The sequence below is a fragment of the Actinacidiphila glaucinigra genome (genome assembly GCF_035918135.1).
Taxonomy (GTDB): domain Bacteria; phylum Actinomycetota; class Actinomycetes; order Streptomycetales; family Streptomycetaceae; genus Actinacidiphila; species Actinacidiphila glaucinigra.
Window position 1 is genome coordinate 529,397 of record NZ_CP109144.1, and the last position, 16,040, is coordinate 545,436.

Consider the following 16,040-nt stretch of genomic DNA (forward strand, 5'->3'; position numbering starts at 1 on the left):
ACGTCAGCCCTTGACTCCGCCGGACGCCATCCCCTCGATGAGCCGCTTCTGGATGAGCGCGTAGACGAGCAACACGGGCACGATGACGATGACCATGCCGGCGTACAGACGGCCGTAGTCGGCGGCCGCCTTCTGTGCGGTGAACAGGTTGAGCAGGCCGACCTGGACGGTCTTGCCCTCGCCCGGCAGCAGGGTCAGCGAGATGATGAAGTCGTTCCAGTAGGCGAGGAAGTTGAAGAGGATCACGGTGGTCACCGCCGGACGGGCCATCGGCAGCATGATCGTGGTCATGGTCCGGAAGCGGGACGCCCCGTCCAGACCCGCCGCCTCCTCGTACTCCACCGGGATGGACCGGAAGTACGCGGTCAGCAGGTAGATGGTGAACGGGATCGAGGTGGCCGCGTACACCAGCGACAGCACGGTGGGGTTGTCGAGGAAGAAGCCGTCCGGGAAGACGTCGACCAGCGCCTTGTCCCAGTCGACCAGCATCAGGAAGATCGGCACGACGATGTAGTTGACGTTCACGAACAGGCCGGCGAGCAGGGCTGTCTCGACGGCGCCCTTGCCGGGGAAGTCGTAGCGGGCGATGACGTAGGCGGCCGGCACCGACACCGCGAGCACGAGGACCAGGCCGAGCACGGTGACGAAGACCGAGGTCAGGAAGTACGTGCCGAGGTGGGCGTCGGTGAACGCGTCGACGTAGTTCTGCCGGCGCAGGCCCTCCGGGAGGGTCCAGGGGCTGCCGAAGAACTCGCTCTTCGCCTTCAGCGAGGCCGTCAGCACCCAGGCGACCGGTACGGCGATCGCCAGCGCGAGGGCGATGACCAGGGTGTAGGTGAGCGCGCGGCCGGTGCGGGCGCGGCCCGCGCCGGGACGGGCGGAGCCGTCGGAGGGCGCGCCGGCGCTGGATGAGTCGATCATGGTCATGGTGTGGGGTTCCGTCCTCAGAACTGGAGGGGCTCGCGCCGCGTCGCGCGGCTCACCAGCAGCGACACGAGGAACGAGAACGCGAAGATGACGACACCGATGGCCATGCCGTAGCCGTAGGACGAGTTGGTGTACGCCTGCTTGTACATGTAGCTGAGCAGCACCTCGGAGGAGCCGTCCGGGCCGCCGCCGGTCATCGCGCGGACCAGCACGAAGCTGAGGTTGACCGCGCTCATCACGAAGAAGGTCAACGAGGTCCGCAGGTTCTGCCAGATCAGCGGCAGGGTGAGGGAGAAGAACTGCCGTACGGCGGAGGCCCCGTCGATGGAGCTCGCCTCGTACAGCTCCTCGGGGATGCTCGCCATGGACGACATGTAGAGGACCATGTAGTAGCCCAGCGACTGCCAGACCATGGCCATCCCGACCGAGTAGAGCACCAGCTTCTGGTCGCCCAGCCAGACCTGCTGCCAGGTGTCCAGGGACACCGCCCGCAGGGTGCCGTTCAGCAGGCCGTTGTTCTGGTCGTAGACGGCGGAGAAGATAGCCGCGATCACGACCACGGAGAGGATGTTGGGGATGTAGAGGATGAACCGGAGGAGGTTGCTGCCACGCAGCTTCTGCCGGGTCATGATCGCGGCGAGGAACAGGGCCATGCCCATGGTCACCAGGGTCACCACGACCAGCAGGGTGACGGTGTTCTGGAAGGCCCGTACGAACTGCCGGTCGTCCAGCAGATGGCGGAAGTTGTCCAGCCCCACGAACTTCATGTCCGGGGAGAAGCCGCTCCAGGTGTAGAGCGACATCCGGAACACGTTCACGGTCGGGTAGACCATGAAGACCGCGAACAGGACCAGCGCGGGAAGCAGGCAGGCCAGCACGAAGCGGGTGTCGCCCCGCTTTCGGGGCCGGGCGGGGGCACCCGGCCGGGTGCGGCGGAAGGTCGTCCCGGTCTTCCTCACGGGGCGTGCCGCCGGTTCTTGGGGTGGGGTGGAGAGGGTCGTCACCGTGCCGGTCCTCCGGTCGTACGAAGTGGTGCTGGCAAACCCGGAGGTTCACCGGATGGGGAAGGCTCCGGCGGCGGCCCGGCCGGACCACGCCGCCGCCGGGCCGGTCAGTTGCCCGCCTGGCTCAGTTTGTCGCTGGCCTCGTCCAGCGCCGCCTGCCACTTGGCCTCGGTGGTGTCGCCGCTGATGATGCTGTTGGCGGTGTCGAACAGGGTCGACTTGATGTCGACACCCTCGACCGGGTTCGTCGAGGCGAAGCCGCCGACCAGCGCGGAGACCGACTTGTCGTCGTAGAGCGAGTAGAACTCGGTGCTCTCACCGGTCAGGCTGTCCGAGAGGCCCTTGACGGGCTGGATCGCGTTCGACTTGGCGAAGATCTTCGCGGCCTCGTCCGAGTACAGGAAGGCCATGAACTCCTGCGCCTCGTCCTTGTTCTTGGCGGCGCTGGGCACCCAGACCGACTCGACCGAGGTGGTCAGGTAGCGGGTGTCACCCTCGTTCACCGAGGGCAGCGGGGTCAGGCCCCACTCGAAGCCGTCCGAGCGGGGCGCGTCGGCCATCTCGCCGGTGATCCAGGTGCCGTTCGGCATGAACAGCGCCTTGTTGTCGAGGATCGACTGCTGGTTCTTGGTGAAGTCCTGCTCGTTGGCGTAGCCGACGGTGGACTTCCCGGCGTAGCCGAGCAGCCTGGTGGTGATGTCGAGGACCTTCTTGGCCTGCTCCGTCTTCCAGACGCCCTTCTTGTACGTCATGACGTCCTGGTAGAACTGCTCCCCGCCGACGTCGGCGAGCAGGGCGTAGAAGTACGAGTCGAGGTAGCCGGCGGTCGGATAGGTGAAGAGGGCGATGCCCTCCTTCTTCGCCTTGTCGCCCAGCTCGAACATCTCGTCCCAGGTGGTCGGGACGTCCCAGCCCTTCTCCTTGAACAGGCCCTTGTCGTAGAAGAGGCCGGTCGGGGAGTAGTACATCGGCATCAGGTACGTCTTGTCCGTGCTGTACGGGTTGGTGTTGAGGTTGCCGACGATGCCGTCGGTCAGCTTCTCGCCCACCGTCTGCTCCCCGCCGGGGACCTTGGTGTCCAGGACTGGGGTGAGGTCCTCCAGCGCCTTGTCCTTGATCAGGGTCTCGGTGAGACCGGCCTCGCGACCCTGGCCGAGCACGACGACGTCCGGGTACTTGCCGGCCTTCATGTTCGGCGTGATCTCGTCCTCGATGCTTTTCGAGATCTGGAGCTGGACGTCGACGTCCGGGTGCGAGGACTCGTAGGCCTTGATGACCTGGTTGTACATGTCCTTGCCGTAGCCGCCCTCGAGAGCGGCGACCTTGAGGGTCGTCGTGCCCGAGCCGGAGTCCGAGTCACCGGCGGACGAGCAGCCGACGAGCAGCGAGAGCGCCATGACCGTGGTGCCGGCGAAGGCGAACGATCTCCTCATTTGGGGGTCCTTCCCATGGACGTACGCCCACCTGACTTGAGCGGCAGTGCGGGCCCGTCACGGACCCCGTCCGGGGCCCCTCCGCGTCGCGGGCACCACGCCACCGCACCCCGGATCCGGTGGACGTACGACCCGGCGTTGTTACGGTGGCACCGATAACATGCTGGGTACCATGGCATCGATCACATGACGGGCGCAAGGGGTTGGATGCCGTCGGATCAGCTCACAGCCGAAACATGGCTCTTGAGCGCCCCGCGGGCGCCCCTCAGACGGCGCGCGGCGGCGCCGTGGAGGCCCGTACGGAGAGCGTGGGGGTACCCACGGCCTCCTCCGAACCCGTGTCCGCGTCCGCGTCCAGCAACAGCCGTACGGCCGCGGCGCCGTAGCCGAAGAAGTCCTGCCGTACGGCGGTCAGCGGCGGCGCGCAGAACGCGGCCAGGGCGATGTCGTCGACGCTCACGATGGACACGTCCTCCGGCACCGAACGGCCCCGCTCGCGCAGCGCCTTGATCACCCCGAAGGCCATCTCGTCGCTGGCCACGAAGACCGCCGTGACCTCGGGGATCATCGCGATGATCTGCCCCTGCCGGTAACCGGAGACGGGCGACCAGTCGCCCTCCAGCGGCGGCGGAGCCTCGATTCCGGCCTGCTCCAGGCACTCCCGCCAGCCCTCCCGGCGCTGCCGGGCCTCGATCCACTCGTCCGGCCCGGAGACGTGCCACACCTGACGGTGTCCCAGGTCGAGGAGGTGCTGGGTGGCGATCCGGCCGGCCTCGCGCTGGTCGATGCCGAGCACCCGGGCACCCGCGGTCCGCGACCCGTCCAGGGTGACGGTCGGGATGTCCCGGGTGATCTCCTCCATCTTGCGGGTCACCGAGATGAGTGGCACCGCGATCACGAAGCCGTCGACGTTCTGGTCGGCGAGCTTGGCCAGGGAACGCTCCATCAGGCCCACGTCCAGAGCGGAGATGGTCGCGATGCTCACCGCGTACCCGGCCTCGCCGGCCGCCGACTCCACACCGGCGGTCACCGCCGAGCGCGAGTAGTACCCGCCGGAGGCCAGCAGGACCAGGCCGATGGTGTGGCTGCGGCCCGAGGACAGGGTCCGCGCGGCGCTGTTGAAGCGGTAGCCGATCTGCTCCACGGCGGCCAGGACCCGCCGGGACGTCTCAGGATTGACGTTCGGCGAGCCCCGCAGGACGCGGGAGACGGTCTGGGCCGACACTCCGGCGACCCTGGCCACGTCGGCCATGCTCGGCTGCCGCGGCCGCGAGGCGTCCTCGTTCATGGTGTTCCCTCCCCCGATCGGTTCGGAGGACCTTAGCAGGCTTGTTACTGATGTCATCGGTAACATACGCTCCCCTGGTGAACGAGTCGCCCACGACGAACATCGGCCCGCCGCCGCGCCCGGCCGAAGCCGCCGCGACCCCCCTCGCCGCGCCCTCGGGCGCGGCGGCGACGGCCGCCTCCCCCGCACTGCTCTCCTGGCGAGACGGCCGCCTGTACCGCGGCGGGATCCCCCACCGCATCCTGTCCGGGGCACTGCACTACTTCCGGGTCCACCCCGACCTCTGGCGCGACCGCGTCCGCCGGATCGCCGACCTCGGGCTGAACACCGTCGACACCTACGTCGCCTGGAACTTCCACCAGCCCCGAGAGGACCGCACGCCGCGCTTCGACGGCTGGCGGAACCTGGAGCGGTTCATCCGCACGGTGGGAGAGGAAGGCCTGGACGTCGTGGTCCGGCCCGGTCCCTACATCTGCGCCGAGTGGTCCAACGGCGGCCTGCCCAGCTGGCTGACCGGACGGGACCTCGCGATCCGCAGCTCCGACCCGGAGTTCACCTCGGCCGTTGCCGGCTGGTTCGGCGAACTGATCCCCCGCCTCGCCGCGTTGCAGGCGTCCCAGGGCGGACCGGTCGTCGCCGTCCAAGTGGAGAACGAGTTCGGCTCCTACGGCGACGACCACGCCTATCTGCGCTGGAACCGCCAGGCCCTCGCCGAACGGGGCATCACGGAACTGCTGTTCACCGCCGACGGCCCCACCGAACTGATGCTGGACGGCGGCACGCTGCCCGGCACCCTCACCGCCGCCACCCTGGGCTCCCAGCCCAAGGCGGCCCGCGAGCTGCTGACCAGCCGCCGGCCACAGGAGCCCTTCGTCGTCGCGGAGTTCTGGAACGGCTGGTTCGACCACTGGGGCAAACGGCACCACGTCCGCAGTGTCGACAGCGCCGTCCACACCCTGAGCGGCATCCTCGACGACCACGGCAGCGTCAGCATCTACATGGCGCACGGCGGCACCAACTTCGGTCTGTGGGCCGGCGCCAACGAGACCGAGGGCCGGCTGGAGCCCGTCGTCACCAGTTACGACTCCGACGCGCCGATCGCCGAGGACGGCCGCTTCACGCCGAAGTTCCACGCGATGCGCGAGGTACTGGGCGCGACCGGGCCGCTGCGTTCCCCCGAGCGGCTTCCCGTCCTCCCGCCGTCCCGGGTCGCGCTGGTCCGCCGTGCCGGCCTGCTCGATGGCCTCGACGCCGCGCTCCGAGCCGTACCGGTGGAGACCTCGGCCGCGCCGCGACCCGCCACCTTCGAACGACTCGGCCTGGACGCGGGCCTGGTGCGCTGCACCGCCCGCCCGCGCATCCCCGCCGGCGAACACCGGCTGGTCTTCACCGACGTCCGCGACCGCGCCCTGGTCTTCGCCGACGGCGTCTACCTCGGCGTCGCCGACGCGGACTCCCCCGAGCTGAAGATCACCGGCACCGGGGAGACCGTCGGTCTGGACGTCCTGGTCGAGAGCCTCGGCAGAGTCAACTACGGTCCGAGCGTGGGCCGTCCCAAGGGGCTGCTCGGTCCCGTCCTGGTCGACCGGCGCATGGTCCAGGGCTGGGAGAGCACGCCGGTGGCACTGCCCGATTGGTCCGAGCGGGAGCTGTCGGCGGCGCTGGACGCGGGCGCCGGCTCGGTCACCGGTACGGGTGCCGACTCGGTCACCGGTACGGATGCCGGGTTCGCCGTCGCCGAGTTCCACGCCGACGCGCCCGCCGACACGTTCCTGGCGCTGCCGGGCTCGGTGCACGGATTGGTCTGGGTGAACGGCTTCCTGCTCGGCCGCCACTGGGACATCGGCCCCCAGGTCACCCTGTACTGCCCGGCGCCGCTGCTGCACGCGGGCGTCAACACCGTCACCGTCCTCGAACTCGAGGGCCTCGGGGACACCCTGGAACTCCGGGACGAGCCCGAACTGGGCCCGACCGAGGAGTACGTCGAAGAGTTCGACTGATCGGGCCGGGGCGCCCCCTCCGCTCCCCTTCCGCTCACCCGGCCGCGCCCGTCTCCCACACGAACCCGTCCGGGTCGGCGAACGGGCCGGCAGGGGAGAGGAGCGCCAGACAGCTGCAGCCGGTGCCCTCGGGAGCGACGCTGGCGTCCTTGGCGAGGGTGCATTCGAGGAGGACGGTGTCGGGATCTACTCGCGCCAGATCTTCAGCAAGCGCAGGGGCCGGTCGGCGAGCAGGCCGGTGACGGCGGTGACGATGGCGTGCGTGGCACAGGGGCAAAGACGCTGATCAGGGGTCACTCGTAGCCGAGAGATTTCTCGGAGTGCAGGCGCCACCCGCCGTGCTGCTTGACCAGGACGAAGGCGGTGCGCTCAAAAACGTCGTAGTACCCGGAATACGGGTCGTGGCCGGAGGAGAACCACAGCGCCTCGATCCGCGCCGTCTGCGGGGTCTCGCTGACGACGGTCACCTCTTCCAGCCCGGTCACGGCGCCGGACCCATCAGTTTTGCCGCGGTTGTGCGCTCTCGCGTACTCGGCGCAGAAGTCGGCAGGGCTCTGGTAGAGCATCTGAACCTCTTCGGTAAGGTTGCGGCCGGTGTATGAGCAGACTGTAATGGGGAAGGCTCCACCTGTTTCCGACTCGGCTGCGGGTGCCGAGGCAGTTCGGCCGGTCAACGGCGGCGGCCGACTCCCGCCATGGACGGGCCGCCCGCAGGGCCTCAAACGGGCTCCGCCCGGTCGACCGTGCCCGGTCGGGCAGCAAGCACCATCTCCTCCTTCACATGCGGGACATCCCGCTCGCCGTGTCGCTGAGTGGCGGCAATCGCAACGACATCACGGAGCCGGCACCGCTGGAGGTATAGGTCCCGTCCGTAGCCGGCCTGGTCGGCGGGCCGCTTGAACGACGCGACACGCTCTTCGACGACCGCGGCGACTACGACCACGACACGTGCCTGGTGTGGCAACGCGCCATCAAGCCGCTGATCGCACGTCGCGGTGTGCCACAGGAGTCCGGCTCGGCCACCGCAGCTCAAGCGGCGGCAAAGGGGGATGCAGAATCGGTTCCGGCACCCTGGTCCCACTCACCGTGGCAGAAGTCCACCGGCTCCTGGCAACTCGCCGCCCGCCCCAACCTGACCGTCCGCTCCGCGTCCACACCGTGGGCCGGTCGCTCTGGCGACGCAGACACCAGGCCATCGCACGCCACCGCCACTACAAGCGACGGCTCCAGTCGCTGGAGGGGCAATCCGGCGAGAGCGCCCCAGATCGACAATCCCCTCCGCACACTCCGAACAACGCCTCTCACCAGGCCAGACAGCGAAGGGCTGCTGGAGTACTAGTCGCCGTCGCCGCCCGTCCGGCTCATGCTCCGGCGCCGGCTCCTGTCCGACTGACGGAGCAACTCGCCCGCAGCAAGCGTCCCGGTCGCAACGACGCGGACCCAGCGGGGCCCGCCGCGCTCCGCCCACACCACGCATACGCAGCCGCCGACGACGAGCGCCAGTACACCAAGCAACACCACAACGAACATGTTCTCCAGCTCCGCAAACAGAGGGTCCCGCCGACCCGTCATCTGACGGACGCACCTCACGATCTGTCGGTTCCCGATCGCGCTCCCTACCGCGGCCCGCCGGCCCCCAGGTCAGTCACCGCGGTTCGGCTGACGGTGACAACGGCCTGGACCTGGTACACCATGTCGTAGCCCACGAAGACGGCTTCGATCTTGTAGAAGTTCGTCCGGCCTGCGGCTTGTGTCACGTCGGGGCAGTAGGGGTGGCGATCCAGTCCTTCCTGGCCTGGTCAAGATCATGCCGCTTGTCCGCCGCTACGGTCCATCACGGACAATGCGCCGCAACCACTGCGTAACGCGGGCCCCCCGCGTGACCGTCACCTTGTGTTGCCAACATAAGCCAGATCCCCCCCGGCCTGCTCTCGGACTGGGATCCTCTTCAGCACCACGTCAAGCGGCCAGGCCCCCCTCTCCGTAGCCACCGCCGACCGTCACGGGCGAGCCCGCCTATGGCTACTGTCCGGTCGTCCGCCCGCCGGAGGGGGGCGCACGGTTGCGTTCAGGGAGGTGCAATGCGATGAACACACCGCATCGGCCGCTGACCTGTCCTAACCTGCGCGGCATGTCCCTGGCAACGGCTGGCCCCGGTCGAGGCGCTCTGTGTCGTCGATACGCGCACGGTTCGCAGTCGTTCGTCTGCCTGCCACGCCGCGACTGCTGCACCTCGCAGCGCTGGACGATCAAGCGTCCGACGTTGCTCTCAGTGTGGATATGCTGCCAACACGCAGTCGCACCACGGGACTTAGGGGGGATCCGCGGTACTGCCTGCCCATGGAAGGAGCGGTCACGGCCGGTCGACGACGCCGTGCTTCGCTCACCCGCTCGCTTCGGTACTTCACCATGCCCCCGGAGGCCTCGTGACCACCTCTCCGCCCGAACACCCCCAGTCCGCTCCCGCGGCCGTGCCGCCCCCCGGCTGCCCTGCACATGGCCTGTACGCCGACGGTCTGCAGCAGCTGCACGCGCCGAAAGCCGTGGAGAACACCCAGCAGCTGTACGCAGAACTGCGCGCGAAGCACGGGGCCGTAGCGCCCGTGGAGATCCCCGGCGGGGTCCGAGCGTGGCTGGTGCTGGGGCATCGGGAGAACATGGAGGTCATGCGGACCCCCTCGCGGTTCTCGGCCGACTCCCGACTGTGGCGGGACAGCGAGAGTCTCACCCCCGAGCACCCGCTGGCCCCGCTGCTCTTCTGGCAGCCGCTGGTGAACTTCTCCGAGGGCGACGAGCAGCGCCGCCTGCGCGGAGCCGTCAACGCCAGCCTCGCGAAGTTCAACAACATCGGGGTCCGGCGGCGGATCCAGCACATCGCCAACACGCTGATCGACGGGTTCTGCCGGGACGGGCACGCCGATCTGGTCGCGCAGTACGCCCAGCAGGTCCCGATGCTCACCATGATGCGACTGCTCGGCGTCCCTGAGGAGACCGCCCCGAAGCTGATCGCGGCCTGCCAGGACCTCATCGCCGGCACCGACACCGCGGCGGCCAGCAACGGGTTCGTCATGCAGGTCCTGCAGGACCTGGTCACCGCCCGCAAGGTCAAGCCCGAGAACGACCTGCCGAGCTTCCTGATCCAGGACGATGCGCGCCTGACCGACACTGAGGTCGCCGAACACCTGCGGCACACGCTGGTCGCCGCGCACACCACCACCAGCGGCCTGCTCGCGGACACCATCGAGATCTACCTCACGGACGTCAGGACGCGCGCCAGCCTCAACGGGAGCACGCAGACGCTGGAGGAGTCCGTCGACCACATCCTGTGGGACCGGCCACCGCTGGCTGTCCTGCCGGCCCGGTACGCCACCGGACCCACCACGCTGGGCGAACAGACCATCGAGAAGGGTGACATGGTCCTGATGGGCCTGGCGGCCGGCAACGCCGACCCGCAGGTCCGTCCCGACCTCACAGCGCCCATGCACGGCAACCGCTCACACCTGGCATTCAGCGGCGGCGGCCACGAGTGCCCCGGACAGAACATCGGCCGGGCCATCGTCGAAACCGCGTGCGATGTCCTGCTGACCCGGCTGCCCGACCTGCGGGTCGCCGGCGAGACGCAGCGCGTCTTCACCTGGATGGCACACCCCCTGATCACGCTCCCGGTGGAGTTCACCCGCAAGGCCCCCGAATCACCGGCCACGACGACGCAGGCACAGGTCGCCCAGCAGGCGGCGTCTGCGCTGCCGCAGGCCGTACCGCAGCACCAGCTGTCGACGACCCCCGCCGCGGCGCCCGCTCCGCTGACAGCCCGTAAGCCCTGGTGGCGGCGCCTGCTCGGCCTGTAGCCACAGCTCCACTCCCAACCGACGTCCCGTCCCGGGCCCGTAGAGGGCCTGGGACGGGACGTTCGTCTGCAGGGGGAACGCAGGTCCCCGGGCACGGCCGTGCGCGCAGGGCGCCAAGCGACCCGAGCAGATGCGAGAACAGCGGTTGGTGGCTTCCGGACGATCGCGCAAGAACTACGGACGCCGGAAGATCATTCTCAAGCAGCCCCGTACCTAGTGTGATCAGTGCGCGAGAACGAATCGCGCACCGCACTCAGGACCTGCCGACTTCGACGGCTGGCGACAGCAGCGGTTACCTCAACACCCCCACCGCACCACCGCCAGCACAACGGCTGGCAGGAGGACGACATGACGACACAGTTCAGGCAGCAGCCCATCGGGTCCGGTTTCACCGCAGCGCACAGCGCTCTCGAGGTCGTCGCGGGTATCGATCTCACGGGCGGAACGGCGGTGGTGACCGGCGGGCACTCCGGGGTTGGGCTGGAGACCACCCGCGCCCTGCACGCCGCAGGCGCCCACGTCGTGGTGCCTGTCCGCGATCCCGCCAAGGGCCGGGCTCGGCTGGAGAGCATCGCCGACGACATAGAGGTCGACCGGCTGGATCTAGCCGACCCCAGTGTCGTGGACGATTTCGCCACCCGTTTCGTCGCCTCGGGCCGGCCGCTGCACATCCTCGTCAACAGCGCCGGAATCATGGGGCTGCCCCTCACCCGTAATGTCTGCGGCTACGAAGCGCATTTCGCCACCAACCACCTCGGCCACTTCCAGCTGGTGCAGCAGCTGTGGCCGGCGCTCGCAGCCGCAGGCGGCGCGCGGGTAGTGAACGTCGCGGCCTGGGCGCACCGCATGTCACCGATCGACTTCGACGACCCGATGTTCGAGCGTCGCGGCTACGAGTGGATCCTCGGCTACGGGCAGTCCAAGACCGCGAACATCCTGCACGCGGTCGGTGTCACGGCCCGGGGCGCCGACGACGGCATCGAAGCGTTCGCCGTCCACCCCGGAGCGATCCCGAGCACCGACCTCTCCCCCTGGGCGACCCCCGAGATCCTCCGCGCCATGAACCTGATGGACGAGGAAGGCAACTGGGTCATCGACCCTGAGGCCGGCAAGAAGACCCCTCAGCAGGGCGCGTCCACCCAGACCTGGATGGCCACCGACCCCCGTCTGACCGGCCACGGCGGCGTCTACGGAGAGAACAACGAGGTTTCCCCGCTCGTCGCGCTTCCCGAGCCTGCCCACTTGCAGGCGCTTGCCGTGGCAGGCGACACCCCAGTGGGAGTCGTCCCGCACGCCATCGACCGCAGCATCGCCGACCGGCTCTGGGACCTCAGCGAGCGCCTCGTGATCGGCACCCGGATCCCCTAGAAGGGAATACGGTCCGGTGCAGCCCAATCAAGCAAGCCCGGCCCGCCCGCCTGATTTCGCACGGAATGCCCCAGCCGTCCCTACGCCAGGGCAAGCGTGAGCGCCATGCTCAATCGCCAAACGCCGGCCGTGATGACATTCGTGAAAACGGCCGGGGTCGGTGCTCGCCTCGTTTGGTTGGTTCTTGATGTGTGTGGGGAGGTTGGGGAGCGAAGAGCGGGCCTTGATCACCTGTGGCTAAGTTGAGGCCATGACCGGTGACTGGAGGATGGATCGGATCGGGGCCGCTCTGCGAGGTGAGAACCCGACCGTGCTGCGGCGGCTTGAGTCGGGTTTCGCGGTGATCGGCGACGTTCAGTTCTTGCCGGGTTACTCGGTTCTCCTCGTGGACGAGCCAGGTGTTCAGCGGCTATCTGATCTGCCGAAGGCGAGGCGGCTGTCGTTTCTGTCCGACATGGACCGGCTCGGAGAAGCTGTAGAGCGCGTCTGCCGACGCCTGGACTCCGGCTTCCGCCGTGTCAACTTGGAGATTCTGGGGAACAGACCCGTTCTTGCATGCCCATGTCTGGCCGCGGTTCGAGTGGGAGCCGGCTGAGCTGGTGGGCAGGCCGGTGTGGCTGTATCCGGCTGACCGGTGGAGTGACGACGGGTTCAGGCTGGGGCCGCAGCATGACGTGCTGAGGGACGGGATCGGGAGCGAACTGGATCGATTGCGTTCGATGGGCTGACGGTGTGAGCCCGCCGACCGTCAGGTCGGCGGGCTCGGTGATCAGTGACGGTCGGTGGACGACGGTCACTGAGTCCGCCGCAGTGGAACGATGTCGGGGCTGCTGGTGGGGACGGAAGGACGGGCGGCTTCGGGTGTCGCGAGAAGCGCGAGGGTCTGCTGCAGGTTGGGGTGACTGGCTGGTGAGAGTGGGAACAGTTGCGGGTCGCGGTCGGTTCCAGCGGGTCACGTTCCGCGGCCACTTGCTGACGTGAGCGGAATCCGCTGGGAATTTGAGGCCGTGGCGGTAGCTCAGGCCACAACCCCAGAGAAGCGGTCTCACCGAGACGCCGCGTGGTCTTCGTCTTTTGCCGGAGCGCGGCGGCGCTCGGCCAGCCGGACCCCTGCATGCCGAAACCGGAAAGACCACGTCGGACCAGCTACCTGAGGTGAATGAGAGCATCCACACGGCATCTCAGACAGCAGGCACCGTCCCGGCGTACAGCGACCGGTAGGTCCTGGGGGAAGCACCGGTCTCACGACGGAAGGCAGTGCTGAAGGCACTGGCCGTGGAATAGCCAAGCCGCAACGCTAGTTCGTCGACACGTACGTCGCCCTGGCGAAGAGCCCGTCGGGCCACATACATCCGCCAGCCCGTCAGATACGTCAGGGGCGGCTTCCCGACCACGGAGACGAACCGTTCGGCGAATACGGTGCGGGACATCGCCGAGCGGCGAGCGAGCTCTTCCAGACCCCATGGATGCCCTGGATCGTCATGCATGGCGCGCAGGGCGGGGCGGATGCCGTCGTCCAGAAGCCCGCGTGCCCAGCCAGCGGGCACGGACTCACCCTCCTGCACAGCCGCACGCAGGATTTCGAGGATGACCAGACGAGCGTGCAGCCTACCGGCCGGCTCCGAGGCCAATCGCGCCGACCTGGCCTCGTCGAGTAGGTGATTCAGGATGCCCGTAAGTCTGGCGGTGTCTGTGCCGGCAGGAAGGCGCAGGAGCGGGCCGCCCAGGCCCGCGACCAGTGATTCGGCCCCTTCGGCAAGGTCGATGTGGCCGCCTACGACAACAGTGTCGTCTCCCCCACCGGCGTCGAAGAACGCCTGGTCAGCAGGATGTGTGAACGATGTCTGGAGCCCCCCGCTCTCAAGGTCGTCCTCGATCAGAACGGACTCGCAGCCATTGAGCACCACGACGTCCCCCACACCCACCCGAAGGGACACCGCCTCATGGTTCACGGACACCCGAACGCCTCCTCGGGCAACCGTGAGCAGTTTCAGGTGTACCTGCGGGCGGAACCGGGTGCGCCATCTGCCTCCCACGGTGAAGCCGGCGGATATGACCCCGTTGACTTCGAGCAGGTCAAACACTGCCGCAAGCTCGTCACTCATAGCCGCACTATCGCATCGGCATCTCGCACGGACCCAACGGCCGGCGCTCCTGATCCCCGCGATGGCTCGGCCCACATCCGCGGCGCGGGACGAGTGATCCTGCTCGGCCGCATCCTGATCCCTGTGCACCACGTGGTCTGGTGAAGCGATGGAGCAGAAAAGGAGTCGTGAAGCGTCAGAGTCGGTCACGACTTTGGCTCATTCGACACTCTTGACGTGATCATCGTCGGCGAGACGATTGACCCTGTCATATGAACCGCTCGCGCCGCTCACCCGGCCGTGAGTGGTGCCAACGTGAACAGCCGAGGTGATCGATCGTGGTGCACACCCCCCACCGGTCCACGATCCTCGACCCATCTGCCCCTTTTGCGGCCCCCGCGGGGCCCTTCCTGGCCTGCGCGCACGCCGCCTCACTGGCGGCAGCAAGCCTGCGGCCTTCCCCCTACACGCGCGCTGTCGCGGCCGCGACGGCCGTCCTCTCGTAGGCGTCGCCGGTCGGCGACCTCCAACCCTTTCCGTCACGACTCTGCACTGTGGATCATGAAGAAGGGATGTTCGCATGTCTGTGGGGTTGAAGTCCGTTCCGCGGGCCCCGGGCCGGCTGCCGCTGTTCGGGCACGCCGTACCACTGGCGCGCTCACCACTGAGGTTCGTCTCGTCCCTGCGTGACACAGGCGACCTGGTGCGCGTCGATATCGGGACGATGCCGGTGTTCTTCGTGAACTCGTTCGGCCTTGCCCACGACGTCATGGTGGGTAAATCGGCCAGCTTCGAGAAGGGCCGCTTCTTCGACCGGTTGCGAAGCCTGGTCGGGAACGGCCTGGCGACCGCCGATGCCCACACCCACCGCCGCCACCGTCGCCTGATGCAGCCGATGTTCCACCGTGATCGCATCGCCGGATACGCCCAGCTCATGGCCGACCACGCCCAACAGATCACCGCGTCCTGGAGCCCCGGCACGAGGCTGGCGGTAGAGCAGGTGATGGGCGAGTTCGTCGTCTCGACCGTGGCGGCGTCGATGTTCTCCAGCGACATCGGAGCCCTGGCCCGCGACTGCGTCCAGCGCAACGTCCCGATCATCATCGAGAACCTGCTCCTGCGAACGGTCTCCCCGAAACTGCTCGACCACGTGCCGATCCCGGCCAACCGACGCTTCGACGCCGCGACCCGCGAACTCCACGACGTCCTCGACAAGGTCATCACCGACGCCCGCGCGGCCGGCGACGCCTACGCGCCGGACGCACCGGACGTCCTGTCGACGCTGTTGGACGCACGGGACGCCGACACCGGCCAGCCGCTGAGCGACACCGAGGTCCGTGACGAACTCGGCACGATCCTGTTCGCCGGCACCGAAGCCACCGCCAGCACCCTGGCCTGGGTTTTCCACGAGATAGCCCGCCAACCCGACATCGAGGCGCGGCTGGTCGCCGAGATCGAACAGGTCGTCGGGGACGGACCGATCTCCTTCGACCACGTCCGTCGGCTCCCGCTGATGCAACGCGTCCTGGACGAGACGGTCCGCCTGCACGGCGTCACCCTCCTCATGCGACGCGCGACCAAGCCCGTGGAGCTCGGCGGCTACGACCTCATGCCGGGCACCGAGGTCGCCTTCAGCCTCTATGCCCTGCACCGTGACCCGCGGGCCTACCCCGACCCGGAGCGCTTCGACCCCGACCGGTGGCTGCCAGAGAACTCCGGGGACCGGCCCCGCAGCGTGTTCCTGCCGTTCGGCGCCGGCAACCGCAAGTGCATCGGCGACGCCTTCGCCTGGACCGCGATCATCATCGCGCTCGCCACGATCCTGCCCCGCTGGCAGCTTCGCCACGTTCCCGGTACGTCACCGAAGGAAGCCACCTCCGCCGTCCCGCACCCCGACCACCTGCCCATGACCGTGATGCGTCGGGACGCCCCCGTCATCTCCCCGGCCTGACAACATGCCGCCGGTGCCAGGCCCGCGACTGGGCCCGGCACCGGTGCGCTACCGCCCAAGTGCACGCCCGGCCGGATGCAACTCCACACGTCACGCACCCTGTTCACTCCACTAGCCTGGTCATGTGACGCCGGCGG

At 68.4% G+C, this 16,040-nt stretch carries 13 protein-coding genes and 1 pseudogene; 5 read left to right on the top strand and 9 right to left on the bottom strand.

All coding sequences use genetic code 11. From position 1 onward, the window contains the following. Positions 1-3: 3 nt before the first annotated feature. The 4 genes from OIE69_RS02345 to OIE69_RS02360 form a co-directional block, all read right to left on the bottom strand. Complete coding sequence (locus tag OIE69_RS02345; RefSeq protein WP_326570249.1) at positions 4-921, bottom strand: carbohydrate ABC transporter permease; 918 nt, start codon at positions 919-921, stop codon at positions 4-6. Positions 922-944: 23 nt separating this feature from the next. Next, positions 945-1,931 carry a carbohydrate ABC transporter permease gene (locus OIE69_RS02350; RefSeq protein WP_326570250.1) on the bottom strand — a complete coding sequence of 329 codons (987 nt, stop codon included), beginning with the start codon at positions 1,929-1,931 and terminating at the stop codon, positions 945-947. A gap of 107 nt (positions 1,932-2,038) precedes the next feature. Beyond that, positions 2,039-3,364 (bottom strand): carbohydrate ABC transporter substrate-binding protein, encoded by a 1,326-nt coding sequence (locus OIE69_RS02355; protein ID WP_326570251.1) that lies wholly within the window; start codon positions 3,362-3,364, stop codon positions 2,039-2,041. Positions 3,365-3,629: 265 nt separating this feature from the next. Beyond that, a complete protein-coding gene (locus tag OIE69_RS02360) occupies positions 3,630-4,652 on the bottom strand; it encodes a LacI family DNA-binding transcriptional regulator (protein WP_326570252.1) in 1,023 nt (340 codons plus the stop codon). Positions 4,653-4,729: 77 nt separating this feature from the next. On the opposite strand from OIE69_RS02360, the gene OIE69_RS02365 reads away from it, so the two are divergent. Continuing rightward, positions 4,730-6,652 carry a glycoside hydrolase family 35 protein gene (locus OIE69_RS02365; protein ID WP_392567446.1) on the top strand — a complete coding sequence of 641 codons (1,923 nt, stop codon included), beginning with the start codon at positions 4,730-4,732 and terminating at the stop codon, positions 6,650-6,652. A gap of 293 nt (positions 6,653-6,945) precedes the next feature. Here the strand turns inward: OIE69_RS02365 and OIE69_RS02370 are convergent, their stop codons facing one another. The 4 genes from OIE69_RS02370 to OIE69_RS02385 all read right to left on the bottom strand — a co-directional run bounded on the left by OIE69_RS02370 (position 6,946) and on the right by OIE69_RS02385 (position 8,409). Beyond that, positions 6,946-7,218: a hypothetical protein gene (locus OIE69_RS02370; protein WP_326570254.1), complete on the bottom strand. Its 273-nt coding sequence runs from the start codon at positions 7,216-7,218 to the stop codon at positions 6,946-6,948. A 152-nt stretch (positions 7,219-7,370) separates the two neighbouring features. Continuing rightward, positions 7,371-7,595 carry a hypothetical protein gene (locus OIE69_RS02375; RefSeq protein WP_326570255.1) on the bottom strand — a complete coding sequence of 75 codons (225 nt, stop codon included), beginning with the start codon at positions 7,593-7,595 and terminating at the stop codon, positions 7,371-7,373. Positions 7,596-7,987: 392 nt separating this feature from the next. Continuing rightward, on the bottom strand, positions 7,988-8,182 hold the full coding sequence (locus tag OIE69_RS02380) for a hypothetical protein (RefSeq protein WP_326580916.1): 195 nt from the start codon (positions 8,180-8,182) through the stop codon (positions 7,988-7,990). Between the two features lie 86 nt (positions 8,183-8,268). Then, entirely contained in the window at positions 8,269-8,409 is a 141-nt protein-coding gene (locus OIE69_RS02385) for a hypothetical protein (RefSeq protein ID WP_326570256.1), read from the bottom strand. Positions 8,410-9,078: 669 nt separating this feature from the next. Here OIE69_RS02385 and OIE69_RS02390 point away from each other — a divergent pair. The 3 genes and pseudogenes from OIE69_RS02390 to OIE69_RS02400 all read left to right on the top strand — a co-directional run bounded on the left by OIE69_RS02390 (position 9,079) and on the right by OIE69_RS02400 (position 12,596). Continuing rightward, positions 9,079-10,500 carry a cytochrome P450 family protein gene (locus OIE69_RS02390; RefSeq protein WP_326570257.1) on the top strand — a complete coding sequence of 474 codons (1,422 nt, stop codon included), beginning with the start codon at positions 9,079-9,081 and terminating at the stop codon, positions 10,498-10,500. Between the two features lie 348 nt (positions 10,501-10,848). After that, on the top strand, positions 10,849-11,868 hold the full coding sequence (locus tag OIE69_RS02395; protein ID WP_326570258.1) for an SDR family NAD(P)-dependent oxidoreductase: 1,020 nt from the start codon (positions 10,849-10,851) through the stop codon (positions 11,866-11,868). 250 nt (positions 11,869-12,118) lie between these two features. Next, positions 12,119-12,596: pseudogene (locus tag OIE69_RS02400) on the top strand (HIT family protein). Between the two features lie 453 nt (positions 12,597-13,049). On the opposite strand, the gene OIE69_RS02405 reads toward OIE69_RS02400, so the two are convergent. Beyond that, the gene (locus tag OIE69_RS02405; RefSeq protein ID WP_326570259.1) at positions 13,050-13,973 is read right to left on the bottom strand and encodes an AraC family transcriptional regulator; all 924 of its coding nucleotides are present in this window, start codon (positions 13,971-13,973) and stop codon (positions 13,050-13,052) included. A 559-nt stretch (positions 13,974-14,532) separates the two neighbouring features. On the opposite strand from OIE69_RS02405, the gene OIE69_RS02410 reads away from it, so the two are divergent. Further along, a complete protein-coding gene (locus OIE69_RS02410; RefSeq protein WP_326570260.1) occupies positions 14,533-15,903 on the top strand; it encodes a cytochrome P450 in 1,371 nt (456 codons plus the stop codon). The last annotated feature ends 137 nt before the right edge of the window (positions 15,904-16,040 follow it).

Bases quoted from the DNA above. Each gene is read 5' to 3' on its own strand.
- OIE69_RS02345 (WP_326570249.1), bottom strand. From the start codon at position 921: ATGATCGACTCATCCAGCGCCGGCGCGCCCTCCGACGGCTCCGCCCGT.
- OIE69_RS02355 (WP_326570251.1), bottom strand. From the start codon at position 3,364: ATGAGGAGATCGTTCGCCTTCGCCGGCACCACGGTCATGGCGCTCTCG.
- OIE69_RS02360 (WP_326570252.1), bottom strand. From the start codon at position 4,652: ATGAACGAGGACGCCTCGCGGCCGCGGCAGCCGAGCATGGCCGACGTG.
- OIE69_RS02370 (WP_326570254.1), bottom strand. From the start codon at position 7,218: ATGCTCTACCAGAGCCCTGCCGACTTCTGCGCCGAGTACGCGAGAGCG.
- OIE69_RS02380 (WP_326580916.1), bottom strand. From the start codon at position 8,182: ATGTTCGTTGTGGTGTTGCTTGGTGTACTGGCGCTCGTCGTCGGCGGC.
- OIE69_RS02395 (WP_326570258.1), top strand. From the start codon at position 10,849: ATGACGACACAGTTCAGGCAGCAGCCCATCGGGTCCGGTTTCACCGCA.
- OIE69_RS02405 (WP_326570259.1), bottom strand. From the start codon at position 13,973: ATGAGTGACGAGCTTGCGGCAGTGTTTGACCTGCTCGAAGTCAACGGG.
- OIE69_RS02410 (WP_326570260.1), top strand. From the start codon at position 14,533: ATGTCTGTGGGGTTGAAGTCCGTTCCGCGGGCCCCGGGCCGGCTGCCG.